This window comes from Fangia hongkongensis FSC776 = DSM 21703 (assembly GCF_000379445.1).
In the GTDB taxonomy this organism is placed as follows: domain Bacteria; phylum Pseudomonadota; class Gammaproteobacteria; order Francisellales; family Francisellaceae; genus Fangia; species Fangia hongkongensis.
Genome location: NZ_KB902251.1, coordinates 139,756 through 155,691, shown reverse-complemented (window position 1 = coordinate 155,691; position 15,936 = coordinate 139,756). Strand labels below are relative to the sequence as shown.

The window sequence follows — 15,936 nt, the reverse complement described above, 5'->3', positions numbered from 1 at the left end:
TAAGATATGTTAGAGAATAAATTAGAGCAGGAAGTGGAAAATACGCCAACCTTTGAAGAGCTGCAACAAGAAGAAAATAAGCAAATAGAAGTGCGTAAAGAAAAGCTAAGTGCGCACATTAAGGAAAATAATGGTGTTGGTTTTGCGAATGATTTTAAACCAACTGCTGTGGCAGCTTGTTTGCAGGCGCGTTATGGTTCGCTGTCAAAAGATGAGCTTGAAGCAATAGAGCAAAAAGAGCAAGTCAAAATATCAGGTCGTGTGATGCTAAGAAGGATCATGGGAAAAGCCTCATTTATTACGCTTCAAGATGTCTCAGGACGTATTCAAGCCTATATCCGTAAGAGTGATTTGCCCGAGGGTGAATATGCAAAATTTAAAGCAAATTGGGATTTGGGTGATATCGTCGCTATTGAAGGGACGCTTTTTAAAACCAATACTGGCGAGCTTTCGGTACATGCAAGTGATATTCGCTTATTGACAAAATCAATTCGTCCACTGCCAGATAAATTCCATGGTCTTGCTGATCAAGAGACACGTTATCGTCAAAGATATGTTGATTTAATGATGAATCAAAAATCACGTGATGTATTTAAAACGCGCTCTAAAATCATCTCCTTTATGCGCCGTTATTTTGATGAGCATCGCTTTATGGAAGTGGAAACGCCAATGATGCATGTGATCCCAGGGGGCGCTTCAGCAAAGCCATTTAACACGCACCATAATGCACTTGATATGCCGCTTTATTTGCGTGTTGCCCCAGAGTTGTACCTTAAACGATTGGTTGTCGGCGGGTTTGATCGTGTGTATGAAATTAATCGCAACTTCCGTAATGAAGGCTTATCAACGCGCCACAATCCTGAATTTACCATGGTTGAGTTTTATCAGGCCTATGCTGACTATAAGGATTTGATGAACCTGACAGAGGATCTTCTTAGAAAGATGTCCAAAGAAGTGCTTGGTGACACAAAACTTAACTATCAAGGTGTGGATTATGATCTCTCAAATCCATTTACACGCATAAGTTTATTTGATTCTATCTTGCACTTTAACGATGATATTGCAAAAGAAGATTTAATGACTCTTGAAAGTGCGAGCAAAATTGCTGAGCGTTTGGGTATTAAAGTTGAGCCGCATTATGGCTTAGGGAAAGTGCAAACAGAGATTTTTGAGGAAACAGTTGAGCATAGGCTGATTCAGCCAACCTTTATTACAGAGTATCCGGCTGAAGTATCACCGCTGGCAAGAAGAAATGATGAAAATCCATTTATTACTGATCGCTTTGAGTTCTTTGTTGGTGGGCGTGAGCTTGCTAATGGGTTTTCAGAGTTGAATGATGCTGAGGATCAAGCTGAGCGCTTTAAGGCGCAAGTTGCCGCAAAAGATGCAGGAGATGATGAGGCGATGTTCTATGATGCTGATTATATTCGCGCATTGGAGTACGGCATGCCGCCAACGGCTGGTGAGGGGATCGGTATTGACCGTTTGGTGATGTTTTTCACAGACAGTCCATCGATTCGTGATGTGATTTTATTTCCACACATGCGTCCAGAGTAGACGCTTATTTAAATCCTTTTATATTATGCGCTTAACACTGAGATTTAGTAGTGGTTATGCGCATTATTAGCCCCTTTTACCCTTCATGTGTTTCTGTTGTATTTGAAGTGGTCTTTTTGTCGTAAACTTTTAAAATGGTGTGAAGTCTTGGCATTAAATGTCTTGAGCAACTTGTTGAAGCTTTTGTAACAAGATGCAAGTTTTGGGTTCTGCTAGATAGTAAAGGTGATTATATGAGTAATGATGTTGTTGTAGAAAAAGAGCTATTTCTGGGTGTTGATTATTATCCTGAGCAGTGGTCTTCAGAGATGATAGAAGAAGATCTGTCTCTTATGGTGAGCTCAAAAGTCAACTATATTCGTATTGCAGAGTTTGCTTGGCATCTAATGGAGCCTAAAGAGGGCGAGTTTTCTTTTGATTATTTTAAGCACATATTAGACAGGGCGCATCACTATGGCTTGAAAGTTATGTTAGGGACGCCAACGGCAACTATGCCTGCATGGTTGGTGAGAAAACATCCTGATGTGTTGTCAGTTGATTATAATCAGCAAGTGCGTGCTTTTGGTGGAAGACGCCAAGCTTGTTTAAATGCGCCAGCGTATTTAAAAGCAGCAAGTGCTATTGTGTATCAAATGGCTAAAGCATATGGTGAACATCCAGCTGTAAATGCGTGGCAGATAGATAATGAACTAGGCCATGAGTTTAGTGATGAGTGTTATTGTCAGCATTGCAAAAAGGCATTTCAGCATTACCTTTTAGAAGTGTTTAATCATGATATTCAAGCGTTTAATGAGGCAATTGGTAGTGTTTTTTGGTCGCAGAGTTACAATAGTTTTGATGAGGTAGACCTTCCCTTAAAAACGATTCCAGCAATGAACCCTGGGCTTCAAATCTATTTTAAACGCTTTCGCTCCTATACGATAAAAAAGTTTATCCAGATGCAAATAGAGATTTTACGCCCTTTGATTTCTTTAAGCAGTATTACGCATAATTTTACAGGGGATTATTTCTCAAAGTCACAAGATCATACTGAATTGGCCGCGCCATTGGATGTGGTCTCTTTAAATAATTACCCTGTATGGGGCGGTTTGAGTAAACCTGTTTCCCCGTATAAACTTGCAATGAAATTAGACCAAACACGAGGCTTTTTGAAGAAGAACTTTTGGATCACTGAGCAAATTATTGGTGCGCAAGCACACACAATTATGGGCTATGTGCCACGACCAAATCAGGCAAGGCTTTGGTCGTGGCAGGCTTTGGCTCATGGCTGTGATCGATTGATTTATTTTCGTTGGAGAACTGCGGTTAAAGGTGCTGAGCAATTTTGTTATGGTGTTTTGGGTCATGATAATAAGCAAGGAAAACGCTATCAGGAGATGCTGACGGTTTTTGATGAAGCAGATGACTATAAAGACTTCCTCATGGGGGATATTCATTCAGATGTGGCGCTTATTTATGATATGGATAATATCTATAGTTGGCAAATCCAACCGCAATCTGAAAAGATGAATACTCAAGATGAGCATGCGCGATTGTATCAAGGGTTTTATAATTGTAACGTCCCTGTTGATGTGATTGATATTGAGCATGATTTCTCTCACTATAAGGTTTTATTGCTTCCCATCCCTTTATTAATTGAGGATAAAGATATGATGAGACTGAGAAGTTTTGTGGAAAGAGGCGGGCACGTTGTTTTTAGTTTCCGTGCTGGTTTGAAAAAATATCACAATGAGGTTCGCTTCGCTGAAGCTAACCCAGTTTTGTCCTTGGCGGGTGTTGAGGCTGAGTATTTTGAGGCGCTAAATGAAAAGGAGTGTCAGATTCGTTTAAATGATGGAGCTCTAGCTCAGGGCGCTGTGTGGCGCGATATGCTTGTAACATCTGATGAAAAAACTGAACTCTTAGCATACTACGAGGGTGAATTTTCAGAATATGGAGCCGTATCTTATCGCGCTATTGGTGATGGTGCAGTTTACTATGTGGGCTCGGGTATTGAAGATGTTCAGTTTTGGAATACGCTTTCAAGTAAAATCTTATCTGATACAGGGGTGGCGCATAACTTAACACAAGAGGGTGTGGAGTGTGTGATAAGAGAGAACGATAAGGGTGAGAAGCTGTATATTGTCATGAATCATAATGATAAGCGTTCAAGCTATATGGATCTTGATTTGGAGCCATATGAAGTTTGCTTTATTCGCGGTTGATAGGTGAGCTTTATGAGATATAATACACGTAAATGGAACCCATTTTTAATTGCTATTCCTGATATTGGTCTTGGTATGTTTTGGTCGCTGTCAGGCACGATTGGATCGTGGATTGCTTATTTGCATACAAACTCTGCGACTGAAGTCGGCATGCTTATCTCTATGTCTGCACTGCTTGGAATATTTGTTCAAGTGCTCTCTGGAATGATTTCAGATCGGACAAATTCACGTTTTGGTAAGCGGACGCCTTGGATTTTGTTGGCGCTTTTCGGCGCTTGTTTTTTTCAAATGTTATGGGCATTTGTCGATAGCTTTTGGATGCTGATGATCGTGGCGTTTTTTACATACTTTTTCGTGAACTTCTATCAGGCGCCTTATTATACTATGATCGTTGAGGTTGTGGATAAAGATCAGATACAGTTTGCAACCATGTTGGCGCGAACAACTGCGCAAGTTGGAACAATTGTTGTTGGCGCTGTTGCAGCAGTTATTTGGGCAGCTGGTGGTGCGCTTCTATCAACAATAGTTATTGTTTCTGTAATGCTTTTGACTACAATTGTAGTGATTCCATTCGTGGTTAAAGAGAAAAAAGATAATTACGCTGTGGCAAACTACCGTTTTAGCTTAAATGTGTTTTCAGATAAGCGTATTAATTTGGTTTTTGCTGCGACATTTTGTGTTTTATTTGCTTTTGGCGCTTATATTCCTTTGATGGCAAGTTATATGAATCATTATCTTTTATTCTCAGAGTCATTTACGAGCTCACTTGTGTTAACTTTCGGTATTTTTTGTGTGATTGCTGGATTTTTAGCGACAGTTTTTCTTTCTAATTACTCGCCCAAGTGGTTGATGTTTGTTGGAATGTTGTTATTTGCATTGGCTTTGTTGTATGCAAGTTTTGTGCATAGTGAAAGTGGCGTTTTTTATGCTATTAGTGCGGTTGTTGCGATTGGGTTTATATTGTGTCAAGTATCGTGTTATACCTTGGTGTCAATACTTGCGCCAAAAGGACGCTTGGGAGAGTATTTGGGGTGGCTGAATTTATTTTTTTCTTTGCCTCAATTTATTATCATGATCGTTGGTGGGCTATTTGTTGATATGGGTTATGGGGGGTGGATTTATCCAATAGCCGTTATTCTGTTATTGTTAGGCGCTTTAATGTTGCTCCGCTTACCATCGGATTCGTTATAGGATATACCACCCGCAAACCAATGACTCAAAACTATCAAAAACTTCTTCAACATTAAACACTGCAAAATGATTCGCGAGTGGTATATTGTTAAGCTGGTTTTTATGAGAGGCAAGGAATTTGCCATGGATAAGTGGTATGATTTCTGGTAGTTTATATCGAGTTTATTGAAATTTCTCTAGTGGATGTTATATGTCAAGAAAGTACTTTGGTACAGACGGTGTGCGTGGCCGAGTTGGTGTTTTTCCTGTGACTGCGGAGTTTGCCTTAAAGCTGGGTAACGCGGCAGGGCAAGTTTTAAAGGCACATGATAAGAGTGCAAAAACGATCGTTTTAGGTCAAGATACGCGTGTTTCGGGTGACATGTTAAAAGCAGCGTTTGTCTCAGGTATTACAGCTACTGGTATGGATGTAATTAATCTTGGAATCGTGCCAACGCCAGTTGTCGCATTTATGGTGAGAGCTTTAGAGGCGTCAGCCGGGGTGGTTTTAAGTGCCTCACATAATCCTTATTATGATAATGGTGTTAAGTTGTTCTCCAGTGAAGGAGAAAAGCTTTCCGATGAAATTGAGCTTGAGATTGAAGCGGCTTTAGACAAGGAGTTTGTCTCTGATGCTGATGGTAATTATGGGCAAATCGTCAGTAAAATTAATGAAATTTCGCCATATATAGGATACTGCGTTTCACTGTTTAAAGAGAAAATTGATTTAAGTGATAAGAAGATTATTGTTGACTGTGCACATGGGGCGATGTTTCGAGTGGCAGAAGAAGTGTTCTCAAGGCTTAAACTTCAATGTGTGAATATTGCATCAAATCCGGATGGGAAAAATATTAATGTTAACTGTGGCGCGGTTCATTTACAAATGCTTAAAGATCGCGTGATTGCAGAAAAAGCGTATCTTGGTATTGCCTTTGATGGTGATGGAGATCGCGTGATGTTTGTTGATGAGCTAGGCAATACAGTCGATGGTGATGATATTTTATACATTCTTTCTAAACATCCGAGTATTACTCAAGAAGTCGGCGGTGTTGTTGGCACCGTGATGACAAATCTTGCGATTGAGCAGGCATTTGATGATGCGAAAATTGCCTTTAAGCGCGCCAAAGTGGGCGATCGTTATGTGCTTGAGCAGTTGAATTTACTTCATTGGAAACTTGGCGGTGAGGCCTCTGGGCATGTGATTAATCTAAATTATAACACAACGGGTGATGGGCTTTTGGCAGCGCTGCAACTTTTAGCTGTATTAAGCCAGAGAGAACAAGCACTCTCAGCGCTTAGCGCGGTTAAAAAAATGCCGCAAGTAATGATTAATGTGCCACTATCTCGTAAAGTTGATGCAGATGATATGAGCTTATTGATTGAGGATGTAAGCTTTAGTGAAAAGGCACTCTCTGATAGCGGGCGTGTTGTATTAAGGCCTTCTGGAACAGAGCCTGTGTTGCGTGTAATGGTGGAAGCAAAAGATAAGAAGCTTGCCAGTAAGTGGGCTGAATATTTAGTGAAAAAAGTACAAGAAAAGCTTGTCAGCGTTTAGGAGTAAAATATGAGAAAACAGGTTATTTTGGGTAATTGGAAAATGAATGGCAATTTTGCTGAAATCAAATCACTGTGCGAGAGTTTAAATCGTGCTGTTAGTGATGATGCTAAAGCTGATGTGGCTGTTTGTGTCCCTTTTGTCTATGTTGATTATGTGCGTGCAAATGTTATTAAAAAAATTGGCTTGGGCGCGCAAAATGTTAGTGAGCATGATAATGGCGCTTACACAGGTGAGATAAGTGCATCAATGCTTAAGGATTTAAGTTGTGAGTATGTGATTGTTGGTCACTCAGAAAGACGCACGCTATTTCAAGAATCTAATCAGTTGGTTGCTAAAAAGGCAAAAAAAGCGATTGCTTCTGGTATGAAAGCGATTGTGTGTGTGGGTGAAACGCTAGCTGAGAGAAATGAAGGTGAGCTTGAGCGTGTGTTAACAGCGCAAGTTGAAATTCTATTTGATGTATTGTCAGAAAAAGAGCTTGAGGAAGTGATTATTGCTTATGAGCCAGTGTGGGCAATAGGAACAGGGCTTGCGGCGACTCCAGAGCAGGTGCAATCTGTACATAAATTTATCCGTTCAGTTGTGACAAAATCCAACGAATTACTTGCTAAAAGCATCAGAATTGTATATGGTGGCAGCCTGAAACCGTCGAATGCCAAGACGCTTCTTGCGCTTGAGGATGTTGATGGTGGATTAATAGGTGGGGCTTCGCTTAAAGGCGAAGACTTTGGTGAAATAATAAATCAGGCAAAATGCATAACATGTTAGCATTGGTGGTAACCGTTCATATTATCGTTGCGATTTTAATTATCGCAGTTGTGCTCCTTCAGCAAGGCAAAGGTGCGAACATGGGCGCATCCTTTGGCGCAGGATCATCTCAGACAGTTTTTGGCAGTCGTGGAGCGGCGCCTTTTCTCTTTAAATTTACTGCTTTTTTGGTGGCGGTTTTCTTTGTAACGAGCGTAGGTTTGAGCTATATTGGAAAGCACGCAGCAGTTGATGCTAAAGTGGCGTCCTCTCAGGGTGTTTCTCAGGCAGATTATCAACAGCAGCAGGCTAAACAACAGGCGCTTTTAGCTGGCGCAGCAGCGCATAGTCAGTCAAGCAAGCCTGTTGGGGTTGATGCAAGCACTCTTTTAGCACCTAAAGTGCCAACGCATAATACAAGTGTTGCAAAAGAAGACAGTAAAAAGGGTTCTGAACCTGCAACCAAAACAACCAAAGAAGCGCAATAACTTTTTTGTAAGTTTATATTTAGCCAAAGTGGTGGAATTGGTAGACACGCCATCTTGAGGGGGTGGTGACCGATAGGTCGTGCGGGTTCGAGTCCCGCCTTTGGCACCATAAAACGAAAGGAAATACAGCATGTTTCAACATAATGTATATCATGATTTTTTGCCTATTTTGATCTTTTTAATCGTTGCGCTTGCGATTGCTGTTGCGATGGCCGTTGGCGGAAAGATGCTTTCTATTATTGTCGGCGTTCATAAACCTTCTCCAGAGAAAAATGCACCATTTGAGTGCGGATTTGAAGAGTTTGAAGATGCGCGTATTAAATTTGATGTGCGCTTTTATTTGGTGGCGATTTTATTCCTTGTATTTGATCTAGAAGTTGCTTTTATGATTCCGTGGGGCGTTTTGGTTCGTGATACTGCTGGGGCAGCTGGGATCTCTTGGGCAGCTTTTATTGCAATGATGATTTTCTTGTTTATTTTACTTGTGGGCTTTATTTATGAGTGGAAAAAAGGAGCATTAGAATGGGAGTAGAAGAAGGCTTAAATGCAAATAAAGGCTTCGTCACTGCCAGTGCAGATGCTTTAGTAAATTGGGTGAGAACAGGCTCTTTGTGGCCGGTTACCTTTGGACTTGCTTGCTGTGCTGTTGAAATGATGCACGCAGGCGCAGCGCGTTATGATTTGGATCGCTTTGGTGTGGTGTTTAGACCAAGCCCAAGGCAATCAGATGTATTAATTGTCGCAGGCACGCTTTGTAATAAAATGGCGCCAGCGCTAAGAAAGGTATATGATCAAATGCCTAACCCTAAATGGGTGATTTCAATGGGCTCTTGTGCGAATGGCGGCGGCTATTATCACTATTCATATTCTGTTGTCAGAGGCTGTGATCGAATTATGCCTGTTGATATATATGTCCCTGGTTGTCCGCCAACAGCTGAGGCGCTGATTTATGGAATTATTCAACTACAAAATAAAATCAAACGTACAAATACAATTGCAAGGAAATAACCATGTCTTTTACAAAAGTTTTTGTTGAAGAGTTAAAAAGCGATTTTGGCGATCGGTTTATTTCAAGCACATTTCAGCACAGTGAATTCACAGTCAATGTTAAAAAAGATGACCTGATTACCGTATTAACGAGACTTAAAGAAGTTTATAAGTTTGAGCAGCTGATTGATGTCTCTGGTGTGGATTATCTTTGCTATGGTGAAGATGAATGGAAAACACACAGCGCCACTTCAAGTGGCTTCTCAAGAGGGGTTGTTCATGGCGAGCTGTTGCATAAAGAACCAAATGCATCAAAAGAGCGTTTTGCGGTGGTTTATCATCTTTTAAGCCTTTCTTTAAATGTTCGGATGCGAGTGAAAGTTCATTTAACTGAAGCAGATATGATGGTGCCAAGTGTTGTTGAAATTTGGCCATCTGCAAACTGGAATGAGCGTGAAGCATTTGATATGTTTGGGATTATTTTTGTCGGTCACCCTGATCTAAGAAGAATCCTGACAGATTATGGTTTTGTTGGCCACCCTTTTAGAAAAGACTTTCCGCAAAGTGGTCATGTTGAAATGCGTTATGATGAAAAACAAAAACGCGTTGTGTATGAACCGGTTGAAATTGATCCGAGAATCAATACTCCAAAGGTTATTCGTCAAGATAATCGCTATTTAAGCGATGATGAGAAGTAGGCTGAGCTATGGCAGAATTTAAAAACTATACCATGAACTTTGGTCCAGTGCATCCAGCAGCGCATGGGGTGTTGCGTTTGGTGCTGGAGCTTGATGGTGAGGTCGTTGTGCGCGCTGATCCGCATGTGGGGCTTTTGCACAGAGGAACAGAGAAACTTGCAGAATCAAAGCCATACAATCAAAGTATTGGCTATATGGATCGCTTGGATTATGTGTCGATGATGTGTAATGAGCATGCCTATGTGCTTGCAATTGAAAAGCTTTTGGATATTGATGTACCAAAACGCGCGCAATATATCCGTGTGATGTTTGCTGAGATTACCCGTATTTTAAATCATTTGTTATGGACGGCGGCAAACTCGCTTGATTTGGGCGCGATGACCATGTTTTTGTATGCGTTTCGTGAGCGTGAGGATTTGTTTGACTGCTATGAAGCTGTCTCCGGCGCTAGAATGCATGCAACTTATTTTAGACCTGGCGGTGTTGCACGTGATTTGCCTTTAGAAATGCCAAAATATGAAGCTTCTCGTTTTAGTTCAAAAAAGAAAACAAAAGCGCGAAATAAAGCACGCCAAGGTTCACTTCTAGATTTTATCTGGGACTTTACCGAGCGGTTCCCAAAATGTGTGGATGAATATGAGGCGCTTTTAACCAATAACCGTATTTGGAAGCAGCGTACCGTTGGTATTGGTGTGGTGACGCCAGAAAGAGCAAAGGCGCTTGGATTTGGTGGGCCGATGCTTAGAGCCTCTGGTATTGCTTGGGATTTGCGTAAAAAACAGCCGTATGATGTTTATGATGAAGTGGATTTTGATGTCCCAATTGGCAAAAATGGCGATTGCTATGATCGCTATTTGGTTAGGATGGCAGAGATGCGTGAATCGAATAAAATCATTCGTCAATGTGTTCAGTGGCTAAGAGAAAATGAAGGTCCGATTATGGCGGAGAATCATAAAGTGACGCCACCAAAGCGTGATGAGATGAAAAATTCGATGGAAGCGCTTATTCATCATTTTAAATTGTTCTCAGAAGGCTATTGTGTCCCTGAGGGTGAAGTTTATGTTGGTACAGAACACCCTAAAGGTGAGTTTGGTATATACTTGGTGTCAGATGGGGCTAATAAGCCATATCGTGTAAAAATTCGTGCGCCAGGGTTTACGCATTTAAGTGCAATGAATGAAATGCTAAGTGGTCATATGCTGTCGGATGTGCCAGCAATTATTGCCACGCAAGATATTGTGTTTGGTGATGTGGATAGATAATTTAGGTTTGTAAGATGTTAGAAAAAAGTGAGTTATTTTCACAAGAGATTATCAAGAAGCTGCAAGCTTGGGAATTAAGATATCCAAAAGATCAAAAACGTTCAGTAATTCTGCCTGGACTTCATGTGCTTCAGGATGAGCATGGCGGGTTTTTGACTACTGAGCTGATGGATAAACTTGCGCTTTATTTAGATGTGCCCGCACCTTCAGTATATGAGGTGGCCACTTTTTACAGCATGTATGATTTAGAAAAAGTCGGGCGACATAAGTTAAATGTATGCACGAATGTCTCTTGCATGTTAAATGGTGCCAAAAAAATTGTTTCCCATATTGAAGACAAGCTTGGCATTAAAGCTGGTGAAACCACTGAAGATGGTCGAATTACATTAAGATCGGTTGAATGCCAAGGGGCGTGTTGTGGCGCACCAATGTTAGAGGTGGATAAAGTCTTTTATGAGAATTTGACCATCGAAAAAGTAGATCAAATTATAGATTCATTGGAGTAGATTTATGGCTAATGAAGTATGTTTTCGTACACTCCATCTTGATAAGCCTTGGTCAATGCAAGCCTATGAATCAGTTGGTGGCTATTCTTATTGGCGTAAAATTTTAGCAGAGAAAATTCCACCAGAAGTCATTATAGAAGAGTTGAAAAAATCAGGTCTTCGTGGTCGAGGTGGTGCTGGTTTTCCAACAGGTTTGAAGTGGAGTTTTATGCCAAGAAATCTCCCGGGACAAAAATATGTTGTTTGTAACTCGGATGAGGGTGAGCCCGGAACGTGTAAAGATCGTGAAATATTACGCAATAATCCGCATCAATTAATTGAAGGCATGGCGATTGCAGGCTATGTCACCGGTTCAACAGTTGGCTATAACTATATTCGCGGTGAGTTTTACGAGCCAATTGCACGTTTTGAAGCCGCTTTAGAAGAAGCAAGAGCGCTTGGGCTACTGGGTAAAAACCTCAAAGGTTCGGGGATAGATTTTGAATTATTCTGCTCAATTGGTGCAGGTGCGTATATTTGTGGTGAAGAAACGGCACTTTTAAATTCACTTGAAGGCAAAAAAGGTCAACCGCGCTTTAAGCCGCCTTTCCCTGCAAACAAAGGCTTGTATGCAAAGCCAACCAATATTAATAATACCGAAACCTATGCATCTGTTCCTCCCATTATGGAGCATGGTGGTGAGTGGTTTCAGAAGTTTGGAACGGAAAAAAGTGGCGGTACAAAGCTTTTTTGTGTCTCTGGGCATGTGAATAACCCCGGCGTGTTTGAAGTTGGTTTGGGTACTCCTTTTACTAAGCTTTTAGAGCTAGCAGGTGGTGTAACAGGTGGCAAAAAAATTAAAGCGGTTATTCCCGGAGGAAGCTCATGTAAGATTCTCACAGGCGATGAGATGCTTGCGCTGACAATGGATTATGAAGCGATTGCAGCAGCAGGCTCAATGCTTGGATCAGGGGCAGTTGTTGTTATTGCTGAGGGAACATGCATGGTGAGTATATTGGCAAGGCTTGCCGAGTTTTACTATGATGAGTCATGTGGTCAGTGTACGCCTTGTCGTGAGGGTACGGGCTGGATGGCCAGAACTTTGGAGCGTATTTTGCATGGTGAAGGCAAAGAAAGTGATTTAGACAACCTTGAGCGTGTTGCTTGTAATATTGAAGGCAATACGATTTGTGGTTTAGGTGATGCTGCAGCTTGGCCTGTGCAAAGTTATATTAGAAAATTTAGAGATGAGTTTGCGTATATGATCAAACATAAGCGCAGTATTGTTTCAAATGAATCTGTTGAATTAAGCGATTGAGTTTAAAAGAGTAAATAATTTTAAGGGTGAGACCCGTGTCAGAAAAAGAAGCACAAAAACAGCTAACCATTGAAATTAATGACAAGGCTTATCATGCAGAGCCTGGTGAAATGGTGATTCAGGTTGCTGATAAACATGGTATTTATATTCCAAGATTCTGCTATCACAAAAAGCTCTCTGTTGCTGCGAATTGTCGCATGTGTCTGGTGGATATTGAAAATGCAAGAAAACCATCTCCAGCCTGTGCTACACCTGTGATGGATGGGATGAAGGTGTATACCAAATCGGCCAAAACACTTTCCTATCAGAAAAAAGTAATGGAGTTTCTATTAATTAACCATCCGCTTGATTGTCCGATATGTGATCAAGGCGGTGAGTGTGAGCTTCAGGATATGTCTGTTGGCTATGGCCCAGATGTCTCTAAGTATAGTGAAACAAAACGTGCATTTGATGATCCTGATTTGGGACCATTGGTTTCAACTGACATGACTCGCTGCATCCAGTGTACAAGATGTGTTCGCTTTGGTGAAGAGATCGCTGGTGAGAAAGAACTCGGTGCTATGGGGCGAGGTGATCATACTGAAATTACAACCTATGTTCAAAAAACGGTGAACTCAGAGCTTTCAGGAAATATTATTGATTTGTGTCCAGTGGGCGCACTGACATCAAAGCCTTTTCGTTTTCAGGCGCGCGCATGGGAGCTTCAGCAGGCTGCTAGCATCTCTCCAGCAGATCCAATCGGAGCGAGCATTTATGCGCACACACGCCGTGGCCAGTTAATGCGTCTTGTGCCAAAAGAAAATGAAAAAGCAAATGAAACTTGGTTGGCAGATAAAGATCGTTTTAGTTATATCGGTGTCAATGCTGAAGATCGCCTAAAGGCGCCAATGATTAAGAAAAATAACGAGTGGCATGAAGTCTCTTGGGAAGAGGCGCTTGATTTTGTTAAGGTTGCAATCGAGCAGACAAAAGCCGAATCTGGCGCTGAGTCAATCGCGGCAGTTGCTTCAGAGTCCCTGACAACAGAGTCACTTTATTTGCTACAAAAGCTGATGCGTCAGGTTGGCTCTAATAATATAGATACGCGCATTAAAGAAGGTGCTGTTGCTTCGGGTGTTTATAGCGGTTATGGAATCGATGGCTCCTTAGAAGATATTGAGAAAGCAGATACCGTTTTGCTTATTGGAAGCTTTTTGCGTAAAGAGGTTCCGCTTTTAAATCATCGTGTGCATAAGGCCGAAAAAAATGGTGCCAATGTATTTGCTATCAATAGCCAAGCTTATGATTTTAACTATCCGGTTCAAAGTGTAGTGGCTGAAGCCAATGAGCTTGTATATGCGCTAGCTGCATTATTAAAAGCACTCTCTCAACGTGTGTCAAAAGAATTGCCGTCAAAAGATATACTAAAAAAATGGCTTGCACCACTTGAAATCAGTGAAGCAATTGAAAATGTGGCGGTTAAACTTGCTGCATCGAATGCGCCGGTTGTGATTACAGGGTTTGATGCAATCTTAAATCCATATTTTGACAAGATCTACTTCTTAGCAAATGCGCTTCGCGAGCTTATTGGTGCTAAAGGTGGCATCTTAAGCTTTAATGCAAATGCAAAAGGCGCTTTATTGGCAGGGGCAACACCTGAGTATGAGGCTCAAGGTGTGAAGCATCCATCTTCTGGTATAACTGCTAAAGAAGTGCTTCAGGGCGTGGGTGACACTAAACTTTTATTATTAGCAGGTGTTGAGCCAGAGAAAGACAGTATTTTAGGTGCTGAATCACTTAAGGCACTTACAAAGACAGATATTGTTGTTTATATGAATGCATATGATAATGAGTATGCTAGAGAGTATGCTGATATTATGCTGCCAATGGCAACGCACTTTGAAACAGAAGGGTCATATTATAATATTGTTGGTGACTGTCAAAGCTTTGGCGCTGTTATTGCGCCTTGTCATGAGTCTAAGCCTTTGTGGAAAGTATTACGTGTGCTTGGTAACTTGTTATCACTTGAAGGCTTTGAGTACCAAACAAATAAAGAAGTCTTTGATGAGTTAGATGCGTTAGAAAAAGGTGAGTTTGAAGCCCCTTTAATTACTGTTTTAGGTGATGCTTTGCCAGAGCTCGATGATGAAATTAATTTGCTGTCTGTAGTTTCTATGTATCGCACGGACGCTCTTTTAAGGCGATCAAATGCACTTCAAAATACACAAGATGCCAAAGATGCCATGATTGTTAGAATCTCTCCTGAGATGGCAAAAAAACATCAAATCAAGCATGATGCATTGCAAGTGGAGATCTCCTTTGAGGATGGATCTTATCAATTTGATGTTAAGATTGATGAGAATATTGCAAATAGCACGATTGCAGTGCCTTTTGAGCTTCTTTCACCTTGTGCTTATCGTGGGGCTAGTGTTAAAATTAAGCCGGTTGAAGTAGAGGTGACAGTATCATGATTTTAAACATTATCTGGATCGTTTTAAAAATCTTATTGATTGTTATTCCTCTGATATTGGTCGTGGCATATTACACATATGCTGAGCGCAAAGTAATTGGCTATATGCAAGATAGGGTGGGACCAAACCGAGTTGGCTCATTTGGATTATTGCAGCCAATTGTTGATGCGGTAAAGCTATTATTAAAAGAGATTATCATCCCAACTAAATCAAATCGCTATTTGTTTTTTATTGCACCGATGTTGGCCTTTGCACCAGCTTATGCTGCATGGGCGGTGGTTCCTTTTGGGCAAGGGCTTGCGCTGTCTGATTTAAATTCAGGGGTGCTATATATTTTAGCCATGACTTCTATCGCTGTATACGGTGTGGTTATTGCGGGATGGGCGTCTAATTCAAAGTATGCTATGTTTGGTGCGCTTCGTGCTGCGGCGCAGGTTGTCTCTTATGAACTAGCAATGGGTTTTGCAATTGTCGGCGTGTTAATTGCAGCGGGTTCACTTAATTTGTCACATATAGTAGAAACGCAGCAAGGTGGAATTTGGCATTGGTATTTCATTCCGCTATTTCCTTTGTTTGTTGTTTATTTTATTTCAGGTGTTGCCGAGACGAACCGTGCACCATTTGATGTGGTTGAAGGGGAATCTGAGATTATTGCCGGTCACCATGTTGAATATTCAGGGGCGCGTTTTGCCTTATTCTTTTTGGCAGAATATGCCAATATGATTTTAATTAGCCTTTTAACGGCTGTGTTTTTCTTGGGTGGTTGGCTGTCTCCTTTTTCACATATTCCTGTTTTAGAGGATATTTTTTCATTTGTGCCGGGGATGATTTGGCTATTTATTAAAACCGGAATTTTCATGTTTATGTTTTTGTGGATTCGAGCAACTTTCCCACGCTATCGTTATGATCAATTGATGCGTCTTGGTTGGAAGGTGTTTATTCCATTAACATTGGTTTGGGTGATTGTCGTTGCCTTCATGGTCAAGTTGGGTCTTGGACCTTGGTGGTAGGT

The 15,936-nt window shown here is 41.1% G+C and carries 13 protein-coding genes, 1 tRNA gene and 1 pseudogene; all 15 read left to right on the top strand.

Annotated elements, in window-relative coordinates; genetic code table 11:
- Positions 1–6: 6 nt before the first annotated feature.
- The 15 genes and pseudogenes from lysS (at position 7) to nuoH (ending at position 15,934) form a co-directional block, all read left to right on the top strand.
- Positions 7–1,557, top strand: coding sequence for a lysine--tRNA ligase (gene lysS / locus A37Q_RS0106860; RefSeq protein WP_018299542.1), 1,551 nt, complete (start codon positions 7–9; stop codon positions 1,555–1,557).
- Positions 1,558–1,790: 233 nt separating this feature from the next.
- Positions 1,791–3,761: a beta-galactosidase gene (locus A37Q_RS0106855; RefSeq protein ID WP_018299541.1), complete on the top strand. Its 1,971-nt coding sequence runs from the start codon at positions 1,791–1,793 to the stop codon at positions 3,759–3,761.
- Between the two features lie 12 nt (positions 3,762–3,773).
- Positions 3,774–4,952 carry an MFS transporter gene (locus A37Q_RS0106850; RefSeq protein WP_018299540.1) on the top strand — a complete coding sequence of 393 codons (1,179 nt, stop codon included), beginning with the start codon at positions 3,774–3,776 and terminating at the stop codon, positions 4,950–4,952.
- A 190-nt stretch (positions 4,953–5,142) separates the two neighbouring features.
- Complete coding sequence (gene glmM / locus A37Q_RS0106845; RefSeq protein ID WP_018299539.1) at positions 5,143–6,486, top strand: phosphoglucosamine mutase; 1,344 nt, start codon at positions 5,143–5,145, stop codon at positions 6,484–6,486.
- A gap of 9 nt (positions 6,487–6,495) precedes the next feature.
- Positions 6,496–7,257: a triose-phosphate isomerase gene (tpiA, locus tag A37Q_RS0106840; protein ID WP_018299538.1), complete on the top strand. Its 762-nt coding sequence runs from the start codon at positions 6,496–6,498 to the stop codon at positions 7,255–7,257.
- Positions 7,251–7,485, top strand: a pseudogene (gene secG / locus A37Q_RS16560) (preprotein translocase subunit SecG); the annotation flags it as partial. The gene tpiA and the pseudogene secG, both read left to right, overlap by 7 nt.
- Positions 7,486–7,746: 261 nt before the next feature.
- Positions 7,747–7,833: transfer RNA gene (locus A37Q_RS0106830), tRNA-Leu, on the top strand.
- A gap of 21 nt (positions 7,834–7,854) precedes the next feature.
- Positions 7,855–8,256, top strand: coding sequence for an NADH-quinone oxidoreductase subunit A (gene ndhC, locus A37Q_RS0106825; RefSeq protein WP_018299536.1), 402 nt, complete (start codon positions 7,855–7,857; stop codon positions 8,254–8,256).
- Positions 8,247–8,732: a NuoB/complex I 20 kDa subunit family protein gene (locus A37Q_RS0106820; protein WP_018299535.1), complete on the top strand. Its 486-nt coding sequence runs from the start codon at positions 8,247–8,249 to the stop codon at positions 8,730–8,732. The genes ndhC and A37Q_RS0106820 overlap by 10 nt, the downstream gene beginning before the upstream one ends.
- 2 nt (positions 8,733–8,734) lie before the next feature.
- Positions 8,735–9,409, top strand: coding sequence for an NADH-quinone oxidoreductase subunit C (locus tag A37Q_RS0106815; protein WP_018299534.1), 675 nt, complete (start codon positions 8,735–8,737; stop codon positions 9,407–9,409).
- An 8-nt stretch (positions 9,410–9,417) separates the two neighbouring features.
- Positions 9,418–10,671: an NADH-quinone oxidoreductase subunit D gene (locus A37Q_RS0106810; RefSeq protein WP_018299533.1), complete on the top strand. Its 1,254-nt coding sequence runs from the start codon at positions 9,418–9,420 to the stop codon at positions 10,669–10,671.
- 14 nt (positions 10,672–10,685) lie between these two features.
- Positions 10,686–11,177, top strand: coding sequence for an NADH-quinone oxidoreductase subunit NuoE family protein (locus tag A37Q_RS0106805; protein ID WP_018299532.1), 492 nt, complete (start codon positions 10,686–10,688; stop codon positions 11,175–11,177).
- A gap of 4 nt (positions 11,178–11,181) precedes the next feature.
- Complete coding sequence (gene nuoF, locus A37Q_RS0106800) at positions 11,182–12,474, top strand: NADH-quinone oxidoreductase subunit NuoF (protein WP_018299531.1); 1,293 nt, start codon at positions 11,182–11,184, stop codon at positions 12,472–12,474.
- A gap of 35 nt (positions 12,475–12,509) precedes the next feature.
- Positions 12,510–14,924: an NADH-quinone oxidoreductase subunit NuoG gene (gene nuoG, locus A37Q_RS0106795; RefSeq protein ID WP_018299530.1), complete on the top strand. Its 2,415-nt coding sequence runs from the start codon at positions 12,510–12,512 to the stop codon at positions 14,922–14,924.
- Positions 14,921–15,934 (top strand): NADH-quinone oxidoreductase subunit NuoH, encoded by a 1,014-nt coding sequence (gene nuoH, locus A37Q_RS0106790; RefSeq protein ID WP_018299529.1) that lies wholly within the window; start codon positions 14,921–14,923, stop codon positions 15,932–15,934. Before nuoG ends, nuoH begins: the two co-directional genes overlap by 4 nt.
- Positions 15,935–15,936 lie beyond the last annotated feature (2 nt).